Annotated in this window: 22 protein-coding genes and 1 pseudogene; 6 read left to right on the plus strand and 17 right to left on the minus strand. The window is 42.0% G+C overall.

The genetic code is table 11. The features are described 5' to 3' along the window. Window positions 1–453 precede the first annotated feature (453 nt). Entirely contained in the window at window positions 454–597 is a 144-nt protein-coding gene (locus NYE65_RS11440) for a hypothetical protein (RefSeq protein ID WP_264639880.1), read from the plus strand. Window positions 598–625: 28 nt separating this feature from the next. On the opposite strand, the gene NYE65_RS11445 is transcribed toward NYE65_RS11440, so the two are convergent. Beyond that, window positions 626–943 (minus strand): hypothetical protein, encoded by a 318-nt coding sequence (locus NYE65_RS11445; protein ID WP_264639881.1) that lies wholly within the window; start codon window positions 941–943, stop codon window positions 626–628. 547 nt (window positions 944–1,490) lie between these two features. Between NYE65_RS11445 and NYE65_RS11450 the strand changes: the two genes are divergently transcribed. From NYE65_RS11450 to NYE65_RS11460, 3 genes are all read left to right on the plus strand, one after another. Continuing rightward, the gene (locus NYE65_RS11450) at window positions 1,491–2,384 is read left to right on the plus strand and encodes a helix-turn-helix domain-containing protein (protein WP_057278160.1); all 894 of its coding nucleotides are present in this window, start codon (window positions 1,491–1,493) and stop codon (window positions 2,382–2,384) included. A 484-nt stretch (window positions 2,385–2,868) separates the two neighbouring features. Next, a complete protein-coding gene (locus NYE65_RS11455) occupies window positions 2,869–4,494 on the plus strand; it encodes a hypothetical protein (protein ID WP_340860965.1) in 1,626 nt (541 codons plus the stop codon). Continuing rightward, window positions 4,487–7,459, plus strand: coding sequence for a DEAD/DEAH box helicase (locus tag NYE65_RS11460; RefSeq protein WP_340860966.1), 2,973 nt, complete (start codon window positions 4,487–4,489; stop codon window positions 7,457–7,459). The genes NYE65_RS11455 and NYE65_RS11460 overlap by 8 nt, the downstream gene beginning before the upstream one ends. A 132-nt stretch (window positions 7,460–7,591) precedes the next feature. Here NYE65_RS11460 and NYE65_RS11465 read toward each other — a convergent pair whose 3' ends face one another. Further along, window positions 7,592–8,200, minus strand: coding sequence for a LysE/ArgO family amino acid transporter (locus NYE65_RS11465; RefSeq protein WP_340860967.1), 609 nt, complete (start codon window positions 8,198–8,200; stop codon window positions 7,592–7,594). A gap of 124 nt (window positions 8,201–8,324) precedes the next feature. Here NYE65_RS11465 and NYE65_RS11470 point away from each other — a divergent pair, with 124 nt between their 5' ends. After that, complete coding sequence (locus NYE65_RS11470; protein WP_340860968.1) at window positions 8,325–9,770, plus strand: aminotransferase-like domain-containing protein; 1,446 nt, start codon at window positions 8,325–8,327, stop codon at window positions 9,768–9,770. A gap of 70 nt (window positions 9,771–9,840) precedes the next feature. On the opposite strand, the gene NYE65_RS11475 is transcribed toward NYE65_RS11470, so the two are convergent. From NYE65_RS11475 to ssb, 8 genes are all read right to left on the minus strand, one after another. Continuing rightward, on the minus strand, window positions 9,841–10,257 hold the full coding sequence (locus NYE65_RS11475; RefSeq protein WP_340860969.1) for a hypothetical protein: 417 nt from the start codon (window positions 10,255–10,257) through the stop codon (window positions 9,841–9,843). Between the two features lie 735 nt (window positions 10,258–10,992). Then, on the minus strand, window positions 10,993–14,730 hold the full coding sequence (locus NYE65_RS11480; protein WP_340860970.1) for a S8 family serine peptidase: 3,738 nt from the start codon (window positions 14,728–14,730) through the stop codon (window positions 10,993–10,995). 207 nt (window positions 14,731–14,937) lie between these two features. Next, window positions 14,938–15,840 (minus strand): ABC transporter permease, encoded by a 903-nt coding sequence (locus NYE65_RS11485; RefSeq protein WP_309077004.1) that lies wholly within the window; start codon window positions 15,838–15,840, stop codon window positions 14,938–14,940. A gap of 12 nt (window positions 15,841–15,852) precedes the next feature. Beyond that, window positions 15,853–16,857, minus strand: a complete 1,005-nt coding sequence (locus NYE65_RS11490; RefSeq protein WP_034316217.1) for an ABC transporter permease — start codon at window positions 16,855–16,857, stop codon at window positions 15,853–15,855. Window positions 16,858–16,972: 115 nt separating this feature from the next. Further along, window positions 16,973–18,589 carry an ABC transporter substrate-binding protein gene (locus tag NYE65_RS11495; RefSeq protein WP_057278170.1) on the minus strand — a complete coding sequence of 539 codons (1,617 nt, stop codon included), beginning with the start codon at window positions 18,587–18,589 and terminating at the stop codon, window positions 16,973–16,975. A 42-nt stretch (window positions 18,590–18,631) separates the two neighbouring features. Further along, window positions 18,632–19,600 carry an ABC transporter ATP-binding protein gene (locus tag NYE65_RS11500; protein ID WP_328175740.1) on the minus strand — a complete coding sequence of 323 codons (969 nt, stop codon included), beginning with the start codon at window positions 19,598–19,600 and terminating at the stop codon, window positions 18,632–18,634. Beyond that, window positions 19,581–20,585 (minus strand): ABC transporter ATP-binding protein, encoded by a 1,005-nt coding sequence (locus tag NYE65_RS11505; RefSeq protein ID WP_328175741.1) that lies wholly within the window; start codon window positions 20,583–20,585, stop codon window positions 19,581–19,583. Before NYE65_RS11505 ends, NYE65_RS11500 begins: the two co-directional genes overlap by 20 nt. Before the next feature lie 445 nt (window positions 20,586–21,030). Next, entirely contained in the window at window positions 21,031–21,393 is a 363-nt protein-coding gene (ssb, locus tag NYE65_RS11510) for a single-stranded DNA-binding protein (protein ID WP_053536875.1), read from the minus strand. Window positions 21,394–21,750: 357 nt separating this feature from the next. On the opposite strand from ssb, the gene NYE65_RS11515 reads away from it, so the two are divergent. Further along, entirely contained in the window at window positions 21,751–22,185 is a 435-nt protein-coding gene (locus tag NYE65_RS11515) for a YwpF family protein (protein ID WP_034315749.1), read from the plus strand. 113 nt (window positions 22,186–22,298) lie between these two features. Here NYE65_RS11515 and NYE65_RS11520 read toward each other — a convergent pair whose 3' ends face one another. The 7 genes and pseudogenes from NYE65_RS11520 to NYE65_RS11555 form a co-directional block, all read right to left on the minus strand. Further along, window positions 22,299–22,610 (minus strand): hypothetical protein, encoded by a 312-nt coding sequence (locus NYE65_RS11520; protein WP_328175743.1) that lies wholly within the window; start codon window positions 22,608–22,610, stop codon window positions 22,299–22,301. A 270-nt stretch (window positions 22,611–22,880) separates the two neighbouring features. Further along, entirely contained in the window at window positions 22,881–23,309 is a 429-nt protein-coding gene (gene fabZ / locus NYE65_RS11525; protein WP_034315755.1) for a 3-hydroxyacyl-ACP dehydratase FabZ, read from the minus strand. A gap of 128 nt (window positions 23,310–23,437) precedes the next feature. Beyond that, window positions 23,438–23,692, minus strand: coding sequence for a DNA-directed RNA polymerase subunit beta (locus NYE65_RS11530; protein WP_053087418.1), 255 nt, complete (start codon window positions 23,690–23,692; stop codon window positions 23,438–23,440). Between the two features lie 168 nt (window positions 23,693–23,860). Continuing rightward, a pseudogene (locus tag NYE65_RS27230) lies at window positions 23,861–24,704 on the minus strand (flagellar hook-basal body protein). Between the two features lie 48 nt (window positions 24,705–24,752). Beyond that, complete coding sequence (locus NYE65_RS11545; protein ID WP_340860971.1) at window positions 24,753–25,319, minus strand: flagellar hook-basal body protein; 567 nt, start codon at window positions 25,317–25,319, stop codon at window positions 24,753–24,755. Between the two features lie 50 nt (window positions 25,320–25,369). Continuing rightward, window positions 25,370–25,591 carry a flagellar basal body protein gene (locus tag NYE65_RS11550; RefSeq protein WP_340860972.1) on the minus strand — a complete coding sequence of 74 codons (222 nt, stop codon included), beginning with the start codon at window positions 25,589–25,591 and terminating at the stop codon, window positions 25,370–25,372. Window positions 25,592–25,870: 279 nt separating this feature from the next. Then, the gene (locus NYE65_RS11555) at window positions 25,871–26,872 is read right to left on the minus strand and encodes a rod shape-determining protein (RefSeq protein WP_048685812.1); all 1,002 of its coding nucleotides are present in this window, start codon (window positions 26,870–26,872) and stop codon (window positions 25,871–25,873) included. Between the last annotated feature and the right edge of the window lie 114 nt (window positions 26,873–26,986).

Here is a 26,986-nt window from a genome sequence, read left to right on the forward strand (position 1 = left end):
CCGATTAAACTGCTATAAACACAGGTTTAATTCATCTTGTTTCTTATATTTACCCATGTATATACAAACAAAACGAAACATAATATAGAAATAAAGTGGACAAATTATCCAAAAAACAAAAAGATCCCCCAAGCAAGTGCTCGGGGGCCATCGAAAAGAGTTCTTCAACCCTCTTCACTTTAGGGTACTAGAAACTGATGTTTCTAATGAAAAATCCGATATTCGGACCATTTTAGCATTTTTTTAAAGTATGATAAAACTCGAAATTCTTCCATATTTAGGCTTTATCACTTATTATCATCTAATTAATCCTTATATGCAGGGATTGACAGATGAAAATATAACTATAGGAATAATTTATGATCTATTGGCTCATTATTCTTGTCCCTTTATGAGGAAATACGTTTTAATTTTAAAAAAGTGGGTAAATAAAAAATACAAAGGAGAGACATCATGAAATCCGATAGAAATAAACAACACTTTAAATTTTTTGAAAGAACAAATAACGCTAAACCAAGTGAAAGGAAACAAATGAGCGATTTCATCAAAAAGAAAATGAATGCTCAAAACACTCATTTAAATGATAAAAACTCATGACATATGGGATGTCATGAGTTTTTATCGTTTAAAATGCGATTTCATTTCCCTGAAGGTTGTACTTCACACATTTTTTGATACCGATTACATTCAAAAAATGTTTAATTTTCTTCATTGAGGTTGCCTGATATTCATCCGCAATGGAAAACTCTTTAATATAGGCGATTTTTTCTTGTACATCTGTATCTATATGATCTTGGCTGTATTCTTTTTCATCTGATTTTTGGCATGTGTACACCACAGCTTCACCAATATTCCTTGTTGCCTTATCAAAATAAAAAGAAAACACAATGGCACATTCATCATCGTAAAAAGAGGGTTGAACTTTCATATTAATATCAATCATTAACCTTACACCTCTCTCCGTTTTGTTATTTACACTATAACAAAATCACTAAAAGGAAATAGGCGTTACAAACTACCCTCACGTTTCTTCCACGCCTACCAAATGGACCTTACACTCCCCATTCATAGATAATTATAACTACAGGAATATGCGCAAAAGAATAATCAATCAAAAATCATAATAAAAAAACATCTTCAATTGAAGATGCTTGAATCAGTAATAGTAAGCTTCATTTACTTATTTATATAAACCTGGAAGTTCTGCGTAAAGGCCTGGTAATTCGCTTGGGACAATAACAAAAGCAGCGATGATAAGAAAAGATACGACTAATGCTTTAGTACTTTTTTTCATAGGTCATTCCTCCTTTTCTTTTAAAAAAATATTGGTTAAAATAGAAATAAATTCTATAGTTATATTTAACCACACTTCTTAAAAACATATATTTCGACTAAAGAATCTATTTAAACCGTTCAGGACCTGTACATACCGCTTTCACCGATTTTTCATAACAAAATATAACTCTAGGCATATTTTAAGGAGAATCAAAATGGATTTTTTTGCAGTTGGACAAAAGATCAAAGAACTACGTAAACAAATCGGGCTTTCCCAGGAAGAGTTGGCAACCGGTATTTGTACACAAGCACAGATCAGTAAGATTGAAAAGGGCGATGTCTATCCATATGCATCCACTCTCTATTTAATTTCCCAACGTTTAGGCGTTGATGTAAACTATTTTTTCGATATTGGAATGACCCCTAGGCTGGATTACGTGGAAGAAGTGATTTATCAATTAAAAATAGCCAGAAGAACCCGAAATTATGAGGAAATGCAGCAAATTGTAAAGGCTGAGGAAAACAGTCCCCTCTTTCTTCAGAATAAAAAGAATCATCAATTGATTCTTTGGCACAAGGGAATATACGAATATGAAAAAAATAAAGATTTAGATAAAGCCATCGATTTCATTAATCAGGCCATAGCCATTACTCATACGACAGACAAAATTTATTCGGAACGGGAGCTTGAAATCTTAAGCAGCCTTGGTGTAATGTATGTTGCCGAAGAACAGTACGAAAATGCATTCGCCTTGTTACGGAAAGCTTTAGATCACTTGAAAGCCCTGCCCTTTTTGACGGATAAAACGCTTAAGACACGTCTATCCTATAATTTCGGCAGAGTGTTAACACGCCTGGTCCGATACGAAGAGTCCATTGCCTGCTGCCAAGATGCCATAAAGTGGTGCCTCGAACATGACCAATTATATGCTTTAGCGGATTTACATTACCATTTAGGGTATAATTTTGAACTCGTAGGTAACTTTGAAGAGGCAAAAGAGTACTTGGAAAAGTCAGCTTTTCTATTCAATTTACAAAAAAATCATACCTTTGTTACTTTCATCAACAAAAAGTTGGACAGTTGGAAGAATGAAATGAAAGTTAACTAATTTTATATTTTAGAGCCATTCCCGCTGGAATGGCTCTTCCCATTAACCAAGAATATGCATAATCTTACACTCATCATTTTCAAAACCTCTATTCTACATTTTAAATTCCAAGCCAAAATGAAGTATAATAAAGAGATGCTTCAAAAAAAGCACATTAAAAAAGGGTTCCGGCCCCTCATCACTTAGTTTTGTGAAGCTAATGAGGATGAAGGATTCCAGGCATGTTCATCGTGAATGCCGGATATTCCTGTTTATATCCGAACTGCTTATATTCAAGCGGATTTTTGACGATATTGACTTTTACAGGGTATTTATTAATATAACGGCAAGAAGCAGTGATTAAATTGAATAGAACGTAAAGAACGGTTCCGGCATTTGATCATATATACACAAAGCCGGGATGGGAATTACGAAAAGTTAAGAACTGATGGTTCATGATCATACAAAAATATATAACTAGGGCTGGTCCCTGAAGGAGGAGAGTATGGAGCGGGAGTTGTTGTTAGTTGGGGAGCGGCTGGCGGAATTTTTGGAGGCCGGGGATCCGGAAGATTCGGATGTGGTGAATCAAGGGCTCCAGTTATACCGTCAGGGGCTCGTTGATATTAAAGAAGAAGCGGTGGATACGATTGCGGCTGAGGTACAGGAAGAGACACGATTTAAGGCCAGGCTGAATCTGCTCTCCCCACAGGATGGAAGCTGTACATGTGATTCAAGGTTCATTTGCCGGCATCAAATGGCCGTTTTCTTTTCTGCATATTCCGAACACGCTAGTGTTTCCGAATGGCTGGGCGATTGGAAAGCACCTAAAAACGCATCAGCCTCCCAAGCACTGCAGCAGGTGAAACCGGCAAGTGAATTACTTAAACAGGCGGCGGGGAGATCCATCACCTTAGATAAAAGCTATCCATCATGGAAGCAATTCGTGAATGATGCCTTTGCGGAACATGTCGAGCCCCATATAGGCGAGGCTACTTACATGATTGAAAATCATATACAAACTTACTTTAAACGCCTTAGCTCAAAAGCTCCAATGGAAAGGGAATGGAAGTTACTTTATCATTTCGTTACGCAATTTTGCACAATGCAGCAGACACTGAGAATGATTCAGCTGCATAAAAGTGAGACGCAAACGATCAGGGTCTTTTATGCACTTGCCGTCGACCTGGCAGAAGAGCTGCATGAAACGGTACAGCCGCTAAGCAGGCAAGCGCGGCCCTTCGCCTTTGACCCCTTCGTTTTCAGCATCAAGGAAGATGTAGCTAAACTGCTGGATGGAGGGGAAGGCCTCGAATATGAAAAGATCGACCTCTACCGGGAGATATGGAGCTACTTATTCACCAACTCCTCATGGCGTAAAGAGGAACTGGAACGAATCAATAAAGAACTTCCCGAGAAGTATATGGGCACCACTGAGAGGACGTCCTATACCCTCGCAGCCATTCACCTATCCCTTTTGGAAAACCATGATAAACAAGCGATTGAGCTTCTTCATGAATTGAAGAAGGATGCCTGTCCATACATTTTTTATTGGCTGAATCTCCTGGCTGAATCTGAAAACCGGGCACGGACCATCCCTTTCATTGAATTCATCAATAATAATGTCCAGGAATTCCTTGCCGGCCTATCCGATTATTATAAACGGGTAGATTTCGTCCGGACCTTTACGACTTTAATTAACAGTTGCTGTTATAAATTAAAACGGTCTGATTTGCTTGAGAAATTTTACAGGGCCACCCTTCCGCACAGCTATTGGAACTATGCAAATTTCCTTTTTGAACAAGGACAATACAAAAAATGGGTGGAGATGCATATTTACTCGGAAATCAGCATTGACTTAATCAGCAGTGAATCCATCAAAGAAGTGGTCTCAAAAGAACCGGAACTAATCCTTCCCCTTTATTATCATGCGGTCCAGGAAAAAGTTTCTTTGAAAAACAGGCCTGCTTATAAGCAAGCTGTCCGTTATTTGAAAAGGATGCGCACCATCTATAAAAAGAGCAAAAAGGAAGACGTATTCGAACGGTATATACTTTATGTAGCAGATTCGACCAAACGGCTTCGCGCTTTCCAAGAAGAATTAAAAAGGGGTAAGCTTATCGATGTTTAGTCCAGGGAAATTAAAAATCAAAATAGCCGCTCTCGAAAACGGAACTTACGCCCTTGGTGTCGTCAATGAAGAGAATACCTTCCTCACCACGAATCATATACGCAGGCTGTTATTCAACTGGGATGACGCAAGCTTTTATGGAACTAAAATGACTACGGATATAGTGGATGGAAATCAAGTATTCATTCTTGACGCTTGGGGACTTCTCAACTTTTTTGCGAGGGAAAGCTTTAACTCCTTCATAGAATGGGAATGGTCCGAAATATCCTCCCTTTGCCTGTCAGCAGCGCCCGTTCTTCATGAATCCATAGAAGCTGGAATCCCCGTACCGGATTTCACTAATCTTCAATTGGACTCCATCGGCTGGAAACTGCCAGAAGAAGTGGAAGAGGAATTCGTCCCGTCCTTTTGGGAAGAAGAAATATCTTTGGATCTTCCTTCACCTGAACCGGAAACCAACCGTACTTTTATCGAAAAGTGGTATAACGGTGCCGCTAACATGTATTTAAAAAACTATTCACCCATGCAGCATAAATGGAGTGAAGCCGTCGGGGCGTTAAAGGATACACGACTTTCCCCCGAAGAATTACAGGCCTTTTTTGACAAAGACAGCTGGCAGGAATGGCTCGGTACCCTGCCCGACCCAAAACCATTCACCATAGGTCTCCGTTTAACTGAGCCTCCTGAGGGTAATGGGCCTTGGATACTCGATGTTACCCTTCGTTCCAAAAGGGATGAGAATATCATTGAAACATATACAGGAAAAAAACTGCCGCGGGGCTGGAACAAGTATGCAAGTGATGTGGTTCGTGCCACGAAACGCTGGCAACTCGTCGTGCCATGGCTTGGGGAAAATGGCCGTCTGAAAAGGGAGATTTCGGAAACGGACGCATGGGAGTTCTTGACCGATGCAAGCGAAAAGCTCCTGTTTCTTGGCGTCGAAATTCTCCTTCCATCGTGGTGGCTTGCCTTGAAGGAATCCTCATTGAAGGTCAAGGCGAAAGTAAAGAGCCAATCGAATCGCGGCCCGTCTTATGTAGGGTTAAAAGCTTTGATGGACTTTGATTGGCGATTCTCATTAAATGGCAAAGAGCTCACTGAGGCGGAGTTCGAGGAGCTCGTCAATGAAAAAAGGCGGCTTGTCTTCATCCGCGGCCAATGGGTCAAGCTTGACCCAGCTTTCATTAAACAAATTCAGGAGCTGATGGAAACAGCCAATGAAAAAGGCATCCAACTGACTGACTTGCTGCAGCAGGAACTGTTGAATGGCGTAAATGAAGATGGCGATGATGATTCTGAAAACGATGAAATGCTTCGGATTCAATTTGAATTGAACCAGGAGCTCCGTAAAATGGTGGGAAGGCTCAGGGAAACCAAGAACATATCCGTCCTGCCCGTCCCTCATGCACTTCAAGGAGATTTACGCCCCTATCAAAAACTGGGCATGAGCTGGCTCCTTTTTTTAAGGGAGCATGGTTTTGGTGCTTGTCTAGCCGACGATATGGGACTTGGAAAAACAGTCCAGATGATTGCCTACCTGCTTCATGTGAAAGGCAAAGGAGGAGCTGGTGAAGAGCTGCCCGCTGCGCACAGGGACGAACAAAAGAGTGAACCGATCATCGTCGAAGAGGATCGCGGCACAGAGAGCAGTGATGAGGCTGAGGTCATTGCCACTGCCCCTGAATCCGTCTCTGTTCAATCGGCGCTCATCGTCTGCCCGACATCGGTCCTTGGCAACTGGCAAAAGGAATTGGAAAAATTCGCACCTTCACTTAAAGTTCACCTTCACTATGGATCGAATCGTGCTAAAGGTGAAGCATTTACTAAACTGGCAGCCGAACATGATATTGTCTTAACATCATATGGACTGACCCACCAAGATGTGGCTGAACTGACCTCAATCCACTGGAGCAGCGTTATCCTTGATGAAGCACAAAACATCAAGAATGCCCAAACGAAGCAATCCAAGGCGGTCCGAAAGCTAAATGGCAGACATCATATCGCCTTATCGGGTACGCCGATGGAAAACCGTTTAAGTGAGCTATGGGCGATTTTCGACTTCATCAACAAAGGTTATCTCGGAACGCTAGGTCAGTTTCAGGAAAAATATGTGGCGACCATTGAGCGTGATGAACAAAAGGATAAAATCAAGGAATTGCAGCGTTTGATACAGCCATTTTTGCTTCGCCGTACAAAACGCGATAAGGAAGTGGCTCTTAATCTTCCGGATAAGCAAGAACAAAAGGAATTCGTACCGCTTACCACCGAGCAAGCATCGTTGTATGAACAACTGATTAAAGATACATTCACTGATATCGAACAACTGTCTGCCTTTGAGAGAAAAGGCATCATCCTCCAGATGCTGAATAAGCTAAAGCAACTATGCAACCATCCAGCTCTTTACTTAAAAGAGACGGAAAAGGAAAACATCATGAAGGCACCTAACCGATCAGGCAAACTCGAGAAGCTGACCGAGCTTATCGATGCGGTCCGCGAACAGGATGAAAGCTGTCTCATTTTCACACAATATATCGGGATGGGCAATATGATTAAAGAATTGCTGGAAAAACGATATGGCTTTGAAGTGCCATTCCTGAACGGGAGTGCGAACAAGAAGCAGCGTGATGAAATGATCACCCGATTCCAAGATGGGGAATTCCCTATTTTTATACTCTCATTGAAAGCAGGCGGCACGGGTCTTAATCTTACAGAAGCAAACCACGTGATTCACTATGATCGCTGGTGGAACCCAGCTGTTGAAAATCAAGCCACCGACCGTGCTTACCGAATTGGTCAACAGCGTTTCGTTCACGTTCATAAGCTAATCTGCACAGGGACCCTGGAAGAAAAAATCGACCAGATGCTTGATAAAAAGCAAGCCTTGAACGACGAAATCATCAGCAGTGACAACTGGATCACTGAACTTTCCACAGAGGAAATCAAGGACTTGGTCGCTCTTCAATAACCAGATTTCACGATTATGAGATGATTGAGGGCAAAAAAAGGGAGAATGCATATATGATATGCATTCCCCTTTTTTTATACATAGACGTCCTGTTATACATGGCATCGTTTGGTTCGAAAACGTTTATCTGATTCAAAAAAGCGACTTCACCATATAGAGGGCTGTGATCCAAATGATAATTGCAGAAATTTTATTTAATACTCCAAGGAATTTTCCAGATGTATCAACCTTTTTCAGTAATCTTCCCGCAAGACATAATCCGTGGAACCAGCACCATGACACAAAGATGCACGTCATGGTGAAAATCATTTTATCTTTTCCTGAATAAACAAGTGAGCTCGAACCGATTACACCTATCGTATCCAGGATTGCATGCGGATTCAGTAATGATACGGATAGAGCAAATACAATTTGTTTTTTTGTCGACATCTGCATGGATTGGACACCTGACTGTGAGTTTGATTTGGCAAACCAAATCTGAAAGCCCATATACAATAAAAATATAACGCCGATTATGATTAATGTAAGGCGCAACCAATCGTATTGCATGACAATCAACGATACACCTAAAATAGCTAACAGAATGAGCACCGTATCACAAATTGCAGCCGTGATCGTTGCTGGCAATGCTTTTTTTATTGTAGGTTGGATTGCTCCTTGATTAAAAATGAAAACATTTTGCACTCCCAATGGAAGTATCAGCCCTAATGCCAATAATAATCCATGAAAAAATGGACCCATATGAATACCCCCTTCCTTCATATTCAGTATAATGAATTAAACAAAGGAATTGACCATCCAATTGGTTGGTCTTCAAACCAACCAATTTATAATGAATATAGAACATGAAAGGAGTGGTTTTCGTATGTTTATCGAATGGGGACCAAACCGGTCTTCCGCGCAATCACTTCACCGACAAATAGTAGATTGGATCAAACAACAAATTACACGGGGGGAATGGCCAGTTGGCACTAAGCTTCCATCACAACGCTCATTGGCCGACTCATTTGGCGTAAACCGAAGTACCATCATCACAGCCATAGATGAGTTGATTGCAGACGGATTATTGGAAACTAAGCTTGGCTCTGGCACATTCGTTTCCAATAATACATGGAATGTGCTCGTCTCCAGCAAACAGCCCGACTGGAAAAACTATGTCCGGAATGGCCTTCATGAACCTAATTTAAAAACGATTCAGGATATTAATCAGTATGAAACGGACACTGCCATCATCAGACTAGGCACTGGGGAATTATCTCCAGCTCTGTTGCCTACAAAGCAAATCGAAAAGACGTTGCGATCCACTTCCTTTGATGCGCACTCATTAGGATATTCCGAACCCAAGGGTGACAAGAGACTTCGCCAATGTATAAGTGTTTATTTAGAAACAAAAGGGATCAACGCAAGTCCCAGCTCCCTCATGGTCGTTTCTGGCGGGCTTCAGGCACTCCAGTTGATTTCAGTTGGTTTACTTCAAAAGGGATCGATGATTTTACATGAATCCCCTTCCTATTTAAATTCCGTCCACCCTTTTCAATCTGCGGGCATGCATTTAGTAGGTTTATCAAAACAAGGACGTGAAAGTATCCCGACACAAATGAAGCGCATCAATGGACGGAAGAAAGCGTCACTGTTTTATACTATCCCAACGTTTAACAATCCAACGAATACTACATGGTCAAAAGAAGAAAGACTTAACCTCCTATCACTATGCAAAGAAGAACAGATCCCGATTATTGAAGATGACGTATATAGTGATTTGTGGTTTGATGAGGAACCGCCGCCGCCATTAAAATCCCTTGATGTAGATGGCCTTGTATTACACATTGGCAGCATGTCCAAAACATTAAGCCCTGGATTGCGCATCGGCTGGATTGCTGGCCCCATAACTGTGATTGAACGTTTAGCGGACATCAAAATGCAAATGGATTACGGTTCCAGTGCACTTTCCCAACACCTTGTGGCAGAATGGTTAGCAAATGGTCAATATTCTAAGCATATAGAGTGGCTAAGGCAAAAGTTGAAGGAACGCAGGGATTTTACATTAACTCTTCTCAATCAATATTTTAAAGGGCTGGCCGAATGGCAAATACCTCAAGGCGGATTTTATATATGGCTTAAATTGTGTAAACCCATCGTGAATCCAAACCTTTTCAAGCAAGCGATAAAGGAAAACATACTTCTTAATCCGGGATACATATACGAACCAAATAACCATACACATATACGGCTTTCATATTCATACGCCTCGGAGGAACAATTAGCTTATGGCATCCAAACCCTTTCAAAGATCATTCGGCGGTTGGTTTGACATCTCCAAGGATAGGAAACGCTCATCATGGCGAAACATTAATGGAGCTGCCGTGGCAGCTCCATCCATATCACTTATTGACAGCTTTCATTTTTACGTTCCGCTCTTTTTGCTGGATGATGAAAAAAGAATGGTGATAGCCATGATTGATCATGATATGATCGAGGATTGCAGTAAGCGCCTCCCCCTTATTCAGCTGATAAGTCTCTGAACTTTCCTCAATGATGATTTTTCCTTGGTGGGGGTCATAATTAATAGATGTTTTAGCACCTCTCTCAAAAAAAGAAAGGGTTACCTCCTGACATAGAGGAAAATCCTGATAGGGTGAATCTGAGCGGGGATCCTTTTCAAAGGGAGAATGGACGTGCTGAAGTGCATCAAAGAAACTCGTTTTTGTAAGATATGACCTGTCGCTTCCTCTCCTTTCGAATTTCACTGTAATTGCAATGCTATTTACTTTATTGCTAGATTTCTTCTTATAATTCATAGATACCCTCCTTTTAATAAACCCTTTATACCTAATTCTTTTATCCTATTCGATATACCTGCCGGATAATGAAAAAACTTCCTCACCAAGAGATTTCCATATTAGCACGGTGAAATTACAGTAAACTACTCCATCTTCACGAAAAATTCAAAATCCGGAAATCTTATTACACAAAAACGGCCCTCTTGGGTAAGAGAGCTTAGACTATAGAACAACTCGATAATAATTGATTTTGCCTACAGTTTTTTTGAGGGTTTGTACAATTGAAACGTTGATTTCCACTCCAGGCACTCGCTTTCCGCGGGCGGTCGGGGAGCCTCCTCGGCTTGCGCCTGTGGGGGTCTCCCCTAGACACGCTTTTCCCGCAGGAGTCTCGTACCTTTCGTTTCAATCAACTGGTATGGTTTTTTAAAGCATACTGTAGGCTTCGTACAAAAGGAGCTTCGGAATGGATTAACCCGAACCATGAATAAAGGAAGAGTTATTTATCCTCCATGAATTTTTACCTTTTCATATGAAATGAAATTGAAGAAATCTGCGACACTCCTGCCGAATAACTGGCTAGCCGAGACCCCGCTAGATGCTTGCGGCAGGAGGCTTGGCAGACAGTCGGCGGAAAGGGAGCGGATTTCAGAAATCAACTGGAACTTATTAAGAAAAAACTGTAGGCAAACTCGCTTTCTTCTAATTTGTCCACAAAAAACAGCCCTCTTGAATAAGAGGGCTGCCTTTCGTTTATTTTTTTGCTTTATTAATGTTAAAGGATTTTTTCGATTCATTTCCTGCAAGATCGGTTACCTTAAATTCAATCTTGTTGTTGCCAGTCTTAAGCGGCAGTTCCAAATCCTCTATCTTTTTCTTATAGGAACGCATTTTGTATGGTTCCTTGAATTCATGATAGAATATTTCACTTCCGTTCAGGTAAAGGCGGATTTCATCGAAATTATCTTCTACCGTCACGTCCACTTTTGGATTTTTGCCTTTGAATCCCACAGTTTCCGGTACGCCTTTAACTTTTAAACCCGGCTTTGTTGCATCGACCATTATCGTCCTTTTAAAGGAAACCGTGTTATCCCATTTATCGGTTGCTTTAACCGTGAAGCTTTGGACACCATCTTCGAATTTCTTTTCATATGAGAATTCATATTTTTTATTCGTTTTGTTATACGTTGCAGGTACCGTTTTATTGTCGATTTTAAATTCCTTTATTTCAGACGCTTCTTCAATTTCTCCTGTTATTTTGATTTTCTTTTTATTGTTCACGCTCAAGGCTTCAGGACTCTTGATCTTTACAGCTGGTGCATGATTATCGATTGGAGCCGAATCACCGGCCAATTCGGTTTCAGCCGTTTTCTCATTACCTGCATAGTCGATTGCCACAACCTGAACCTTTTCCCCTTTTACATTAGGTAGGGTGAATTGTTTAGCATTAGCCGGGAGCGGCTCTTCCATGATGGATGCTCCATCGACTTGTATATCGTAATAAGCAAGCCCTGAACCATTCAAATTATCCTTACCTTGGATGGTTAATACATTGCCTTTTTTCGAAATCTTGACCGTCGGCTTTACCGTATCGATTTTGATTGGCATTTTAACCGTCTGCCATTTTGCACCCTCGTAATCTATCATCGCTTTGATTTCAAAATAATAGACCCCATCCTTAGCGAGTGCATTATTGATTTTACCGTCCCATTTACGGGCCGGATCCAGCGTGTATGCGGTCCCTAGTCCGCCATCATAATAGTCCTTGCGTACATTATTCTCTGTGCGAAGTTTCCGGACTGATTTATTTTCACCATTCAATATATTGTATTCTACCTTTTTCGCATTCCTTAAGAATGATAGGACAGGCACGAAGTCATCCTGTGCACCATCGCCATTTGGGGAAATCGCGATTTTTTTGCCATTGAATGTTTTCCCCGCAGGGTCATAGCCAAGATACGTGAAATCTTCACCTGCTGTTGATACTCCCCCTGCCATGCCATAGAAAGATTCTTTGTCATATTTGGTGCCATCCAGGATTGGGGCTTTGTCCCATTCCCCTTTAAATCCTACATACGGTACATTCAGTTCCGGATTCGTATCGGCTGGATCCTTCAATGAGATGAACCCTTCAACAAAATAGCCGTTTGGAAACACCTTGTCAATATCTACAAGAGTTTGAAGGTCATCACCAAGTACCTTTGCGTCGGATATGTCCACTTTCACTTCGAATGTAATCGATTTTTTTGCAGGAACGGTAATCTTATTTGTATTTTTATCATTGATTTTAATCGTAGCGTTCTTAATTTCCTGTGCTTCCAGCACGTTAGCGGAATAGCCCAGTTGTCCCTGGATTGCATAGTCTGTTTGGATATTTCCTTTTACATCATACTTGACTGCTTTGTTGCTGAAGTTTTCAACCTTTAAAGTAAAGGCGAACTTATTGCCGACCTCCTTCATGGCAACCTTCGCTTCTTTCGTGAATGCCTCGGTCACGACAGCAGGTGTTGACAATGCGGATTGCAGCTGCATGACCCCGGCTCCCTGCCTGCGAGGCGAGTAAGGATTTTTCCAGTCAAGTGACTTATTGACGACCCCTTGGTCCGTTAATGGTTTTGATGTATTCATCATCAGGTTCTTCGCTAAATTAGCCCGTGCCGAGCCTTCTAATTTAAAGTCTTTATCCACTCTTTCCAGAACCAGTGCCGAGCCGCCGGAAACATGCGGCGCCGCCATCGAAGTACCACTCATCATTCCATATTCATCATTGTTCAGCGTTGAATAAATTTGTCCGCCCGGAGCGGTGATTTCCGGTTTGAAATCCAAGTTCGGTGCGACTCCCCATGAACTGAATGAGCTCATTTTCCCTGCTTCTGGATTTACAGCTTTTGTTTTATCACCATTAAAGGTAATCATCACCTTTTCGCCATCCGCTAAGGCCGCTTTCAGCTTTGCACCATCCGATTTCAACATGAACAGCTGGGGAATGGTGATGCTTGGATCTGTAGCCATGGAAATATATCCGTCAGCATTATTGTAAATTATGACTCCTGTCGCTCCTGCTGCCTGGGCATTTTGCGCCTTTTCTATAAAAGAAAGCGTGCCGCGCTCGATGAGGGCGAACTTGTCTTTAACATCCACTTTGGAAATCTCCTCTGGCGTCCCAAGACCAGCAGCCACCAATTCATGTGATTTATCCTTCAAGGCATTGGGATGCACGCTTGAAGCCGACATGAATGGAGCTTTTCCTGCTTGACCGTTTATTTCATAAGTCGCTGCATCCAAATCCATATAATTATTCTCTACCGATGCCACTTGTACAGAATCGTAAGCAAGTCCAGGTGAACCTGAAACGCCAATGTCCGGGTTCGAGGCTGATGGGTTGGCAAATCCATTTCCAAAGTGTGCCGAGTTTCCTGCTGAAATCGACATGAGGATCCCATTATCAACAGCTCTGGATACCGCCTGCTGCTCCGGATCGTCTGCCGATACAAAGCCTGCAGTGGAACCAAGGCTCATATTCAGCACATCCGCCCCAAGAATGATGGCATCGTCAATCGCCTTAATATATATATCGCCCCATGTTGTCTGCATGTCGGGATCATTTCCGAAGACCTTTAATGCAAGCAGCTGGGCTTCAGGAGCAACTCCTTTAATGCCGCCATTCTCTTCATCTCCATTGGCTCCGGCCGTACCTGCCACATGCATCCCATGCATGGAAGCCTCTTCACCAAGGTCAAGGATTTCTTCATTTTCATCCATGTAATTGTATCCATAAGGAACCTTGGCCGTATAGTAATTGCCTAATAGATGGCTGGATTCCTTCATCGCGCTGATTTCACTTTCAGTCAGTTCAGCCTTATTCTCGTCGTTCAGGACCATATCACGGTGAGATGGGTCGATTCCAGTATCTATAATCCCGACGACCATCCCTTCCCCTTTATATCCATATTCCCGCCATGCTTCCTGGGCTTGGACAAGCTCTTTGCTATATAGCATTTCGGGTTTTTCTGCAGGACGTTCATATTCATTCGCTATATGTACTTCAGCAACTTCAGGCATGGCTTCCACCTTTTTGATCTCACCATACTGAAGTTCACCGCTGAATCCATTGACGACTGTCGTAAAACTCTCAAGTTCCTTGAAAGCTATTTTTTTCTCTTTCACCTTCTTTTTCAATTTCTTCTGAGTAGCTAGCTTTTCAGACTTTAATTGTTGTTTTTTACTTTTCGATAACTGTTTAAAAAGCTTCCCTTCTTTCGAAGCCGTTTCTATTGCCGGGGCTTCCTTCATCTCTACGATGACCCTGACCTTCTCATTGCTTTTGTATTTCTTCCCCAAGTCATTTTTCTTCAGCTTTATAATGCTTTCCTGATTCTTCTTACCTGCACCGCCCGAGCCTGTCGGGGGATCTGGGAGCTTGGCTGCGGAAACGCTTGCAGTAAATACTAATAGAAAGATTGCTAGAATGGACAAGCTACGTTTGATCAATGAACCTTCCTCCTCTAAAATAAGCAATTTTTGGAATATTCTTACTGAGTATAAAAGTATCACAACTTTTGGGGTGATTTTAAGGGGTAATAGTCACTATTTTCCTATTTAGAACTAGGATTTTTTTATTATTTTTCATATTTTGTTAGATTTACAAGATAAACGGCAAAAAGATGGTGATGTTAAACTAACATCACCCTTTTACTTCTAGTTTTTCATTCTTGGATCCAAGGCATCGCGCAGCCCATCCCCCATTAGGTTAAAGCCGAGTACCGTAAGCATGATCGCAAGTCCAGGGAAGAGAACCGTCCATGGAGCTTGAATGATGAACGCCCTGGAATCGGCGAGCATTTTCCCCCACTCTGGTGCTGGCGGCTGTGCACCGAGACCGAGAAAGCCGAGTGCTGCGCACTCAATGATGGCTGTTGCAATCGCCAAGGTACCTTGAACAATAATCGGTGCAAGGCTATTCGGAAGGACGTGGTGAAGGAGAATGCGGCCGTCCCCCATTCCAATTGCCTTTGCAGCCGTTACATATTCCTCTTCTTTCACCGTTAAGACCCGTGACCGTAAAAGCCGGCCGAATATCGGGACATTGACGATGGCGATGGCAATAAGTGCGTTGCGAAGGGAGGGCCCCAAAACGGCAACGACAGCAATGGCAAGCAAGATACTAGGAAAGGCCAGAATAATATCAAAGATCCTCGATATGATCGTATCTATCCACTTGCCGTAATAACCGGCAATGATCCCCAAAAAAGACCCAACCACAACAGATCCGGCAACAGATAAGAAGCCGACCCCTATTGAAATGCGCGAGCCATAAATGACCCTGCTCAAAATATCCCGGCCAAATTCATCCGTCCCGAACCAATGCTCCGCAGACGGGGCCAAATGTTTATCACTTAGCTTTTGCCCATCAAATGAATAAGGTGCTATAACGGGCGCGAAGATGGCGATTAAGATGAAAAATGAAACAATCCCCAGACCCACGATGGCTACCTTGTTTTTCCTAAAGCTTTTCCAGCCTTCCTTCCAGGGAGAGATGACTTTTTCCTCTGCCTCTTTTGGAGGAAGGATTGGCGGAGTATTCGTTGCTATTTCAGGCATGAGTTTCCCTCCCTATTTATACTTAATCCTAGGATCGATCGCTGCGTACAACAAGTCCACAACTAGATTAATCATGACAAACAAAAAGGCGATGACGAGAATTCCGGACTGTATCACCGGATAATCCCGAGATAGGATTGCATCATAAATATATGTACCGATACCTGGCCATCCAAAAATGTTTTCCGTTAAAATGGCGCCGCCTAAAAGTAATCCTGTCTGCAGACCGATAACCGTCACCACTGGAATCAAGGCATTCTTAAAGGAATGCTTGTAAACAACCCAAAACATTTTCATTCCTTTAGCACGAGCCGTACGAATGAAATCCGATCTCATAACTTCCAACATGGACGAACGTGTCATCCTTGCAATAATCGCCATCGGAATGGTAGCAAGCGCTATCCCCGGCAAAATGAGATGCTTGATCACCTCGAAAAACTGATCAACCCTGCCAGCCATGAGTGTATCTATCAAATACAGGCCGGTTATGGCCTCAACAGGATCCCTGATATTGTCCCGCCCTGTCGTCGGAAGTAAATCCCATTGAATTGAAATGATGTATTGCTCCATTAATCCCAGCCAGAAAATAGGCATGGACAAACCAATCAACGCAATCACCATGGCAACATAATCAAACCATGAGTTTTGAAACCAAGCTGATACTATCCCTGCATTCACGCCTATGACCACGGCGATGATCATCGCGATCAAGGCCAGTTCTATCGTGGCCATCAAGTATGGTCCAATTTCTTCAGAAACCGGACTATTCGTTTTTAACGAAACACCCAGGTCCCCCTTTAACAGCCCTGATAAGTAATCCCAAAATTGAATGAACCAAGGTTTATCCAGGCCAAGTTCCTTTGTCATCGCAGCGACTGCCTCTTCCGTTGCTTGCTGCCCTAAAATCACCTGTGCTGGATTTCCAGGAATTGCTCGTATCATCATGAACACAATAAACGCCATTCCGAGTAACACCGGAATGAGAGATCCTAAACGTCGTACGGTATAGGAAAACAAAACAATCACCCGCCTTTTAAATTAGGGTCCTTCGAAGCGCCCTGGATCATTTTGAAATGCATTCCATAACAAAACCGGGAAGCATGCAAGACTCCATACTACCCGGTTCGTACGGTTAATTTTCTAGAGAAACATTAACAAGGGATTGTGAACCAGTTGGATGTGGAACAAACCCTTTGACCGTCTTAGATCCGGCTAACTGAGGTAAAGAGTGTACAAGCGGAACCCATGGAGCTTCATCATGGATGATTTCCTGGGCTTTTCCATACAACTCATTACGCTTGGCTTCATCTGCCGTGGACTGGGCTTCGATCAGCAGTTCATGGACTTCATCGTTTGCGTAACGGGCATAGTTGTTGGAGCCGATATTATCTTTATCCAATAATGTATAAAGGAAGTTATCCGCATCTCCATTATCGCCTGTCCAGCCCATCATGAAGGATTGGGCCTCACCAGCCTGCACTTTCTCTAAATATGCAGCCCATTCGTACGAAACGATATTCGCTTCGATGCCGACTTGTTTTAGGCTTGCTTGAATGGCTTCAGCCACTTTTTGACCATCCGGCATATATGGGCGCGGTACCGGCATTGCCCATAGATCCATTTTAAATCCGTCTTCAAGTCCAGCCTTTTTCAGCAGTTCTTTCGCTTTTTCTACATCGTAATCATAGTCTTCGATTTTGTCATTGTAGCCAGAAACGGATGGAGGCATAGGATTCTTGGCAGGCTCTGCTGTGCCTTCATAAAAATTATCAATGATTTCCTTTTTGTTGATCAAATGCGAGATGGCTTGACGCACTTCTTTCTTGTCGAATGGCGCTTTCTCAACATTGAAAGCAAAGTACCCGACGTTCATGGATGCACGTTCGAATATTTGCAGTTTTTCATCTCCTGTAACCTTACTGATATCACTTGGGTTCAACCCGTCCATCAGGTCTATTTCACCCTTGATTGCAGCATTTAAACGTGCAGAGTTATCTTTAATGACCTTAAACGTGACTCCATCAAGTTTAGGCAGCCCATCTTGCCAATAGTCATCGTTTTTCACCACTTCAATCGTATCGCCAGGTTTCCATGATTTGAACTTGAAAGGACCTGTACCAGATGGGTTTTTAGTGAAGTCGTCACCCTCTTTTTCAATTCCATCAGGACTGGCTATAGCAAATGTAGGCATGGCAAGGTTTTTCAGGAACGGCGCCTGCGGACGGTTCAAAGTGAATTCCACTGTGCTGGCATCGATCGCTTTTACTTCTTTGATAACATGACCTTCATCGCCTTCAAATCCTCCGAACATGGAGGCATAGTACGCAAATTTCCCTTCATCCTTACTTTTTGCCCATCGTTGGAAGTTTTTTACGACCGCATCTGCATTGAAATCCGTACCATCATGGAACTTGATTCCGGTTTCCAATTTGAATGTGTATGTTTTCGCGTCATCGGACACTTCCCATGACTTTGCAAGACCCGGTTTGATTTCCGTATCATCTTCCCCATATTTCACAAGCGTTTCAAAAATCTGCTGAGTGACGATGAATGATTCCCCATCGGTTACGATAGCTGGGTCAAGACCGACAGCATCTCCGCCTTTACCGTATATCAATACGCCGCCCTTCGCTTCACTCGATCCCCCTTTACCATCATCTTTCTCTTTTGATGTAGACGAGGAGCATCCCGCAAGCGCCAGCGAAAGAGCCAGGATACCAGTCAGCAACAATGCCAATGTTTTCTTCATATTCTTCCCCCTTATTATTTGCGAATTTATGTATACGTCGTGTCAATTGTATAGATGACAAGCAACGTAGTGACCAGGTTTATGTTCAGTAAGGATTGGCTTGTCCGTATTGCATTCTGCCATCGCCTTCGGACATCTCGTATGGAATGGACAGCCGCTGGGCGGGTTTGATGGGCTTGGAACATCTCCCTGCAGGATTACCCTATCCCCCTTATATTCCACATCCGGAATGGGCACGGCCGATAATAAAGCCTGTGTATATGGGTGAAGCGGATTTTCATAAAGCCCTTCACTTTCCGTCAATTCAACAATATGTCCGAGATACATGACACCGACACGGTCGGAGATATGCCTTACCACTCCAAGATCATGAGCAATGAACAAGTAGGTCAAATCAAAATCTTCCTGCAAATCCTGCAACAGATTCAAGACTTGGGCCTGAATCGACACATCCAGTGCAGATACCGGCTCATCTGCAATGATCAGTTTGGGATTGACTGCAAGTGCCCTCGCGATGCCAATACGCTGCCTCTGGCCCCCACTGAATTGATGCGGATACCTTTTAGCATGGTAACTGCTTAGGCCAACGACCTTAAGAAGTTCCTGTACACGGGCCTTTCGCGCCTTTTTATCTTTAACCCCGTGAACGATGAGCGGTTCTTCCAAAATTTTTTCAATAGTATGCCTGGGATTGAGGGAGGCGAATGGGTCCTGGAAGACCATCTGCATTTCACGGCGCATCTTTCTCATTTCACTGGAAGATAAAGCTGTCAGGTCCTTTCCTTCGAAATAAACATTGCCCTCGCTCGGCTCAAGCAATCGAAGCAATAACCTTCCCGTCGTAGATTTTCCGCAACCGCTTTCACCGACAAGCCCCAAGGTTTCCCCTTTATAAATGGAAAAAGACAAACCATCAACTGCCTTGACCTCTCCAATGGTCTTTCCCAGAACCCCTCCTTTTATCGGAAAATGCTTCTTTAGGTTTTCTACCTTAACCAATGTTCGATTCATGCAAGGAAGCTCCTTTCCCATCTTCATAAAGCCAGCAGCGAACATGCTGACCCTCATCGAATTCCAGTAGAGACGGGGTCTCATTTATACATTGCTCCATGGCATGGGAGCAGCGAGGGGCAAACTGGCACCCGAGTTTGCTTGTCCCAGGTTTTGGCACATTACCCGGTATCGAGTAAAGGCGCTCTTTCTTTATTCGCATATCGGGAATCGACTGAAGTAAACCGACCGTATAAGGATGCTTAGGGTTTTGGAAAATCGTTTGCACATTTCCTTCCTCTATCACCTTGCCGGCATACATGACGATGACACGTTCACACATTTGCGCCACTACCCCAAGATCATGGGTAATCATCATGATTGCCGTGTCTGTTTCTTTATTTAAATTCTTCATTAATTCCAGGATTTGTGCCTGGATCGTCACATCCAAAGCCGTTGTCGGTTCATCGGCTATAAGGAGTTTAGGCTCACAAATCATGGCCATTGCTATCATGACCCTTTGTCTCATTCCGCCAGAAAGCTGATGCGGATACTCTTTGAGTAATTCCTCGGCACGGCCAAGCCCAACCAGCTTCAACATTTCCACCGCTCTATTTCGTGCCTGCTTTTTATTCCATTTTTTATGTATCCGAAGCGTCTCGATCAGCTGCTCGCCAATAGTGAACACGGGATTCAAGCTTGTCATCGGTTCCTGAAATATCATCGCTATATCATTTCCGCGAATTTTTCTCATTTTCGCTTCAGAGGCATTTGCGATGTTTTCTCCTTTAAAAAGGATTTCCCCCTCCACCTTACCAGCCGGTGAAGAAACAAGACCCATGATGGACAGAGAAGTTACGCTTTTTCCGCATCCCGATTCTCCTACAATCCCTAAAACCTCACCAGGATTGACATGAAAATCGATTGAATTCACGACAGGGATCACCCCATCGTCCGTACGAAAACTGGTTCGAAGCCCATTAACCTTAATAATTGGTTCGTCCATCAAATCACTTCCTATATATAACTTATTTTCCATTATATTATTGGGTTTATTATTGCATCAAAATTAAAATATTACAATATATTTTCTAAAAATTCTAATTTAACAGAATTATTTTTTTATTTTTTCTATTTACACACATTTTGGCACAAAAAAAAGACTGCTTATTTGCAGTCATTACAAGAGGGAAATCATATAACTCAATTTTTTTGAGGGTAAATCGGGGTTTACTGCGGAGAAAAAGCTATATTAGCTTTGGGGAATGAATGGATGAAAAAAAATTCTATATGCTACTGCCGAGTTTTATAAAAAATCCCTGTAATTCCATGCATCGGTTATTCATTATGGTCATATAAATACTTTTTTGTGTATCGAATTTAAATCTTACATTTTCTTAGTAACACAATTCTTTGTTAAGCAAGCTAGCATGCCCAACCTTCAGGTAACACTATAAACCAATATGTTCAAAATCCTTGGGCTTTCCATCATTTTGTTTAGTTCCAATGAATTGAACCCTCTCGGAGACCACTTCAGTTACATATACATATTTACCCTCCTGATTTTCGTATCTCCTTGTTTGTATTCTGCCAGTTATGCCGATTATGGCTCCTTTTTTACAATATTGAGCAGTATTTTCAGCCGACTTTTTCCATATGATACACTGTACAAAGTCTGCCTCATAGTTACCGACAGTATTACGGAAGTTCCGGTTGACTGCTAATGTGATATTGGAAACAGCCTTGCCATCAGGTGTGTATCTTAATTCTGGATCCTTCGTAAGCCTGCCGACGAGGGTAACTTGGTTAATCATTGTTTCACTCCTTCCTCTTTAATTATTTTAATCATACGCTTTCTTCCATCGATTAAAAAATGGAGGAAATGATTTTATTACATCATTTTTCTTCATAAAAAGTCGTTTGGATTGGTGCAAAAACATTTTTTAGTGATTAAAATCAGGTAAAAAACGAATAGTTAACAAAATTAAATATTTTGCAAATTTTTATTCCATCCTTCATAATTTAGACAAATGTTGGGTTTTCATTTCATTAAGAGACTTTTTTTTAGTATGATATAATTACCTTTAAAAGGATTAATCGATATGTACCCTTTCAAAATTACGTTAAGAGAGGTAATCGCCGCTCTTTCTTGCAAGAAACGGAGGAATTAGATGAAATCATTCAAATTGATCTCGTTGCAAATTGTTACTGAAAATTTAAACTTGATTGATATTGCATTGACAGATGGATTGATCATAAATAAAGAAAACGATGCTAGATCATGGTTACTGGAAGCCTTTGTAGAAGAAAAACATTTCAAAGAACTTGAACCCTCACTTCCCGATATAGACGGAGAGGTGTATATCCAGGCAGTCATTACCAAAAAGGACAATGAACCGGCTTTGTTTCAAACTGTTTTACGTACAATAAGAAAAGTGGGCAATCATTATAGCCTTTTATTTGTTGGTCACATCCAAAAAACACGGAGCAAATATGCAGAACTCCTTCTTGAAGATTTGGTCCAAAAAGGTCTCGTCGGCGATGAACTTATAAAAGAGTTCAAGCAAAAAATCCGCTCAAAGCCTAAATTAGCAACTAATAAATAAAACCCTTCCCTTAATTTCCATCCCCAAATCGAATGCACATAAAAAAGACTGACTTAGACGGATAAGGATATTAATCCTTTTTTGCCTAAGCAGTCTTTCTCATTCTGTGCTAATTACTTTTTGTCGTCATTTTTATCATCGTCTTTAATCAAGTCATCTGCATCATCATCGACGTTATTATCGTCGTTATCAAGGATGTCATCATCGTTGTCGTTGTCGTTATCAAGCACGCCATCATCGTTATCGTTGTTATCATCTGTACCGTTGTTATCATTTACACCATTGTCATTGTTATCATCTTCTATGATGTTGTTATCATCTTCTGGTGCGGGATTGTTATCATTATCATCATTATTTCCACATCCAGCAAGGAACATAATAGATAATAAAGATCCCCCAAGTAGTGCAAAAATTTTCTTCATCATTTTTGGCAACCTCCCTTCTTTCTTTATCATTAGGTATTTTGCCCGAATATGAAAATAACTTGCGTCCTATTTTAAATTTAAAAAGAAAATCTGCTATTTGGAATTAAACATTAAAAAATGCCGGACATAAAAATGTCCGGCATTCAAAGGGAGAATAGAAAGATCTAAAAACCGCTCTTGCTTTAAAAAAGCAATGCAGTGCTTTTTATATACACCGCTTCACGATTCCTTAAACCTCTTTTTGAAATATATAGTTAAGGAAAAAGAATCTTATTTGTCACCAAAAGCAAACATGATATCGGCTTCACATGCTGTTTCCCCATCAACCGTTGCAACTGCTTTCCCTTTACCCATTGACCCTCTCATACGCACTATTTCCACTTCCAGACGCAGCTGATCACCTGGTTTAACTTGCTTTTTAAAGCGGCAATTATCAATCCCAGCGAAAAATGCAAGCCGGCCTTTATATTCTTCTTGTTTCAAGACGGCTACAGCGCCAACCTGCGCTAAGGCCTCTACAATTAAAACTCCAGGCATAACTGGATAATCGGGGAAATGGCCATTAAAGAATTCTTCATTTGCCGAGACATTCTTCAATCCAACCGCTCTTTTCCCTTCATCAATTTCTATGATCCGGTCGACTAATAAGAATGGGTAACGATGCGGAATAATTTCCTTTATTTGTGTGATATCTAGCATACTTGTTCCTCCTATGACTTAAATATTTCAAACATAACGTAAACTCGCCCCTGTCATCTAGACAGAGGCGTAGTTGCCATGAAATATAAATCCGTTAACGACAGCAACTACTTCAAAAAAACATGGAACTACGCGCCCTTGTTCACTATATCAAAAATATGGGTCCATGTGGATTTTTGGAAAACATCCATTGCATGTCCTCCGCCAATCACACTATATCCTAATAGTGCCCCGGATAATACAGCAATGAAAATCAATCCGATAACAATGAGTAAACGAAGCCAAATTGGCAAAAGACGGACCTTGATCCTACGATTCGGTTTCGCCTCAACTTCCTTTATCTCTTCTTCAATTTGTTGTCTCATTACACGATTTTGTTCCATATAGAATGTGAAAGCTCCTTTTAAGAAAACTCGCCGACTGATTTCCCCGATACGCCAGAAATTCAGCAGCTATGCAAAATGGTCGGCACGAATGATTTCTCTTGTTATGAATTCATTATAACCGATTTGCTCTAATTCCGCAGGGAGACATTTTATTTACCAGGTACCTTAACGGATTCCATTGACTAATCCGCTCATTTGATCTGCCATCGTTACCGCCCGGGATTGAAATTGGTAAGACCGCTGAACATTGATTAGATCCGTCATTTCTTTGGAAAGATCGACATTCGAGGACTCCAGAGTACCTTGACGGACTGCTGCCTGGTTGCGGGAATCCCCTTGTTAATGCAGTCATGATATCGTCTTCCGTAACACCCAAGGCATTGAATTTTTTGGGCAGGCCAAGTAAATTCCCGCCTAGCCGGTCAAGAAATTGCGGTTTCTTGACCGAGACTATTCCGAGCCTAAAACTCTTTTTGCCATATTCTTCCGTATCCACTATCAATAAGCCATTTTCTGAAATCTTAATGTCTTTAATATTTCCCTCTATGAGGATCGGTTCACCATTTTCATCAAGTACTTTATGTCCAGCAGGGGTAACAAGCATCATTTGGTCGTTAGCATTAGGGGATAAATAAAAGGCACCATCCCTTGTAAGCCTTGTATTGACCCCATTATCGTCCTGAACGCTTACGGTGTAGAATTGGTCATCCCGGGTGAATGCTGCATCAAGGTTGCGGTCCGTCGTCTTTAAGGCACCCTGTGAAAGCACCAATTGAGATTGGCTTAACATAGCACCTGTTCCCTGCCGGATGCCAGGAGCGGTCAACCTTCCTTTTTCCTTGGTCTTACTCGGTTGATTATTGAAACTCTGTGTCAATAAGTCCTTGAAACTCATTTGGGTCTTTTTGAAGGCTGTCGTGTCCACATTCGCGATATTATTACTTATTTGATCGATTTTACTTTGAAGTTGGTTCAGCGTATTCGTCGCCGTCATCATCGTCCGGTTCATGGTTTTTCCCCTTACAGTTCAAATTTCCGAATTTAACCTACTGCTCAATTAAAGCCTGCCAACTTCATTGACCGCTTTATCCAAACTTTTATCATAGGCTTGAAGCACCTTTTGACTTGCTTCAAAAGAGCGGTATGCCGACATCATTTCTGTCATCGTTCTCGATTGGTCAACATTGGAGCCTTCAAGAAAGCCCTGCTTAGTAGAAAAACCGACATCCGCAGCCGCGTATGCGCTAGGTAAATCCCCATCATTCACAGCCTTATATAGACCTTCGCCATCTTTCATGAGCTGTAATGACGGATCATCCGAATAACAGATCTCCAAACGTGCGATTTGAACATTTCCTTCTAAAATAACACCGTTTTCCGCTACTGTGAATCGATCGCTATCAAGCTGGATCTTTTCATTATTTTCGTTCAATACATAATGACCGGACGGCGTAGTCAGATAACCTTGCCCATCCAGGGTGAAACTGCCGTTACGCGTATAACGGATAGTACTATCGCCATCCTGGACAGTAAAAAACACCGAGCCTTTCCGACCCGTTTCCTCATTGATCGGTAGGTTTTCATCAACAAGGGAAATATCCGTATCAAGCTGGGTTTCCTCCAATGTTCCCTGGGTAAATAAAGGATTCGCCTCCTGTACGTAAACACCCGTACTTAGCCCCTTAACCTGGGAAAAGCTGGACCGCCCAATTTGCTCTCCGTGGGAACCGTTTCACCACCCATGCTGCTTATGAGCATTTCCGGAAAAGACCTTACACTCAATTGATCCGCTTTATACCCTGTTGTATTCGAATTGGACATATTGTTTGTGAGTAATTCCGTGCGCCTTTGCTGTGCAAGCATCCCGGAAGCAGCCGTATAAAAACCTCTTAACATCTTTTCTTCACTCCCCAATCTACATAACTTATCCGTTCAATATCTCATATCTATCTTATCGGTCATGAACATCAATATCTTAAGGAAAAGGAGAAGCATTAGGCAGAAGAATTTGTCATATCGTAGGTTAGGTCAAATTTAAAGGAATGGTGTTAAATTCTCGACTAAAAGAAGAGGGCCTATTGCTCATCAGTACTGGAACTGCACGCACTTTCACTATGCCTCACGTTTGTCTGAACCTTAGACCCCTATCTTATGATGCGGATTTCCACCCGCTTTTTAGTTGAATTTGTGCCGTGGCAATTTATCCATATTATCAAGCATGATACCGGTTCCGATTGCTACACAATCCATTGGCTGCTCGGCAACGAGTACTGGGACCTTAAGTTCTTCAGCAAGAAGTAAATCAATCCCGTGAAGCAAGGCTCCCCCGCCTGTTAAAATGACGCCGCGGTCGATGATATCAGCAGAAAGCTCTGGCGGCGTCCGCTCAAGTACGCTTTTTGCAGCTTGTACAATGATGGAAACCTGCTCGCGAAGTGCCTCCTCAATTTCTTCAGAATTGACCGAAATGGTTCTAGGCAATCCCGATACCATATCACGCCCACGGATATCGATGACTTCATTACGAGATCCAGGGAAGACGGTTGCAACCTGGATTTTAATGTTCTCCGCTGTACGTTCACCAATCAGGAGCTTATACTTCCGCTTGATATAATGTAATATTTCATTATCGAATTTGTCACCGGCCATTTTAATGGATGAAGATGTAACGATATCCCCCATTGAAAGAACGGCAATATCCGTTGTACCCCCGCCAATGTCTACGACCATATTGCCGCTTGGTTGAAAAATATCCATACCGGCACCGATTGCGGCCACTTTCGGCTCTTCTTCAAGGTATACTTTCTTCCCGCCGCTTTTTTCGGCAGCTTCTTTAATCGCCTTTTGTTCGACACTTGTTATGTTGGTCGGGCAGCAAATTAAAATTCTAGGCTTTGAAAGAAAGCCTTTCACATTCAATGTATTGATAAAATGCTTAAGCATCGATTCTGTTACATCGAAATCTGCAATGACACCGTCTTTTAAAGGACGGATTGCGATGATGTTTCCTGGAGTACGGCCTACCATTTTTCGAGCTTCTTCCCCGACGGCAAGAACACGGTTCGTATTCTTATCAATCGCGACTACCGAAGGCTCATTTAACACAATTCCTTTACCTTTGACATGTATAAGAACATTGGCTGTTCCAAGATCTATCCCAATATCTCTAGCAAACATTTCTTAAATCCTCCTTGAATATCCTCACATATAACCTACTTCTGTCCTAATTGTTTATTTTACCATATTGCATTGACACAAGTAAGTATGAATTATAAATAAACACTAATACAG

The organism is Peribacillus sp. FSL R5-0717, assembly GCF_038002945.1.
Lineage (GTDB): Bacteria > Bacillota > Bacilli > Bacillales > DSM-1321 > Peribacillus > Peribacillus frigoritolerans.

Bases quoted from the DNA above. Each gene is read 5' to 3' on its own strand.
- NYE65_RS11440 (WP_264639880.1), top strand. From the start codon at position 454: ATGAAATCCGATAGAAATAAACAACACTTTAAATTTTTTGAAAGAACA.
- NYE65_RS11445 (WP_264639881.1), bottom strand. From the start codon at position 943: ATGATTGATATTAATATGAAAGTTCAACCCTCTTTTTACGATGATGAA.
- NYE65_RS11450 (WP_057278160.1), top strand. From the start codon at position 1,491: ATGGATTTTTTTGCAGTTGGACAAAAGATCAAAGAACTACGTAAACAA.
- NYE65_RS11455 (WP_340860965.1), top strand. From the start codon at position 2,869: ATGGAGCGGGAGTTGTTGTTAGTTGGGGAGCGGCTGGCGGAATTTTTG.
- NYE65_RS11460 (WP_340860966.1), top strand. From the start codon at position 4,487: ATGTTTAGTCCAGGGAAATTAAAAATCAAAATAGCCGCTCTCGAAAAC.
- NYE65_RS11465 (WP_340860967.1), bottom strand. From the start codon at position 8,200: ATGGGTCCATTTTTTCATGGATTATTATTGGCATTAGGGCTGATACTT.
- NYE65_RS11470 (WP_340860968.1), top strand. From the start codon at position 8,325: ATGTTTATCGAATGGGGACCAAACCGGTCTTCCGCGCAATCACTTCAC.
- NYE65_RS11475 (WP_340860969.1), bottom strand. From the start codon at position 10,257: ATGAATTATAAGAAGAAATCTAGCAATAAAGTAAATAGCATTGCAATT.
- NYE65_RS11485 (WP_309077004.1), bottom strand. From the start codon at position 15,840: ATGCCTGAAATAGCAACGAATACTCCGCCAATCCTTCCTCCAAAAGAG.
- NYE65_RS11495 (WP_057278170.1), bottom strand. From the start codon at position 18,589: ATGAAGAAAACATTGGCATTGTTGCTGACTGGTATCCTGGCTCTTTCG.
- NYE65_RS11500 (WP_328175740.1), bottom strand. From the start codon at position 19,600: ATGAATCGAACATTGGTTAAGGTAGAAAACCTAAAGAAGCATTTTCCG.
- NYE65_RS11505 (WP_328175741.1), bottom strand. From the start codon at position 20,585: ATGGACGAACCAATTATTAAGGTTAATGGGCTTCGAACCAGTTTTCGT.
- ssb (WP_053536875.1), bottom strand. From the start codon at position 21,393: ATGATTAACCAAGTTACCCTCGTCGGCAGGCTTACGAAGGATCCAGAA.
- NYE65_RS11515 (WP_034315749.1), top strand. From the start codon at position 21,751: ATGAAATCATTCAAATTGATCTCGTTGCAAATTGTTACTGAAAATTTA.
- NYE65_RS11520 (WP_328175743.1), bottom strand. From the start codon at position 22,610: ATGATGAAGAAAATTTTTGCACTACTTGGGGGATCTTTATTATCTATT.
- fabZ (WP_034315755.1), bottom strand. From the start codon at position 23,309: ATGCTAGATATCACACAAATAAAGGAAATTATTCCGCATCGTTACCCA.
- NYE65_RS11530 (WP_053087418.1), bottom strand. From the start codon at position 23,692: ATGGAACAAAATCGTGTAATGAGACAACAAATTGAAGAAGAGATAAAG.
- NYE65_RS11550 (WP_340860972.1), bottom strand. From the start codon at position 25,591: ATGTTAAGAGGTTTTTATACGGCTGCTTCCGGGATGCTTGCACAGCAA.
- NYE65_RS11555 (WP_048685812.1), bottom strand. From the start codon at position 26,872: ATGTTTGCTAGAGATATTGGGATAGATCTTGGAACAGCCAATGTTCTT.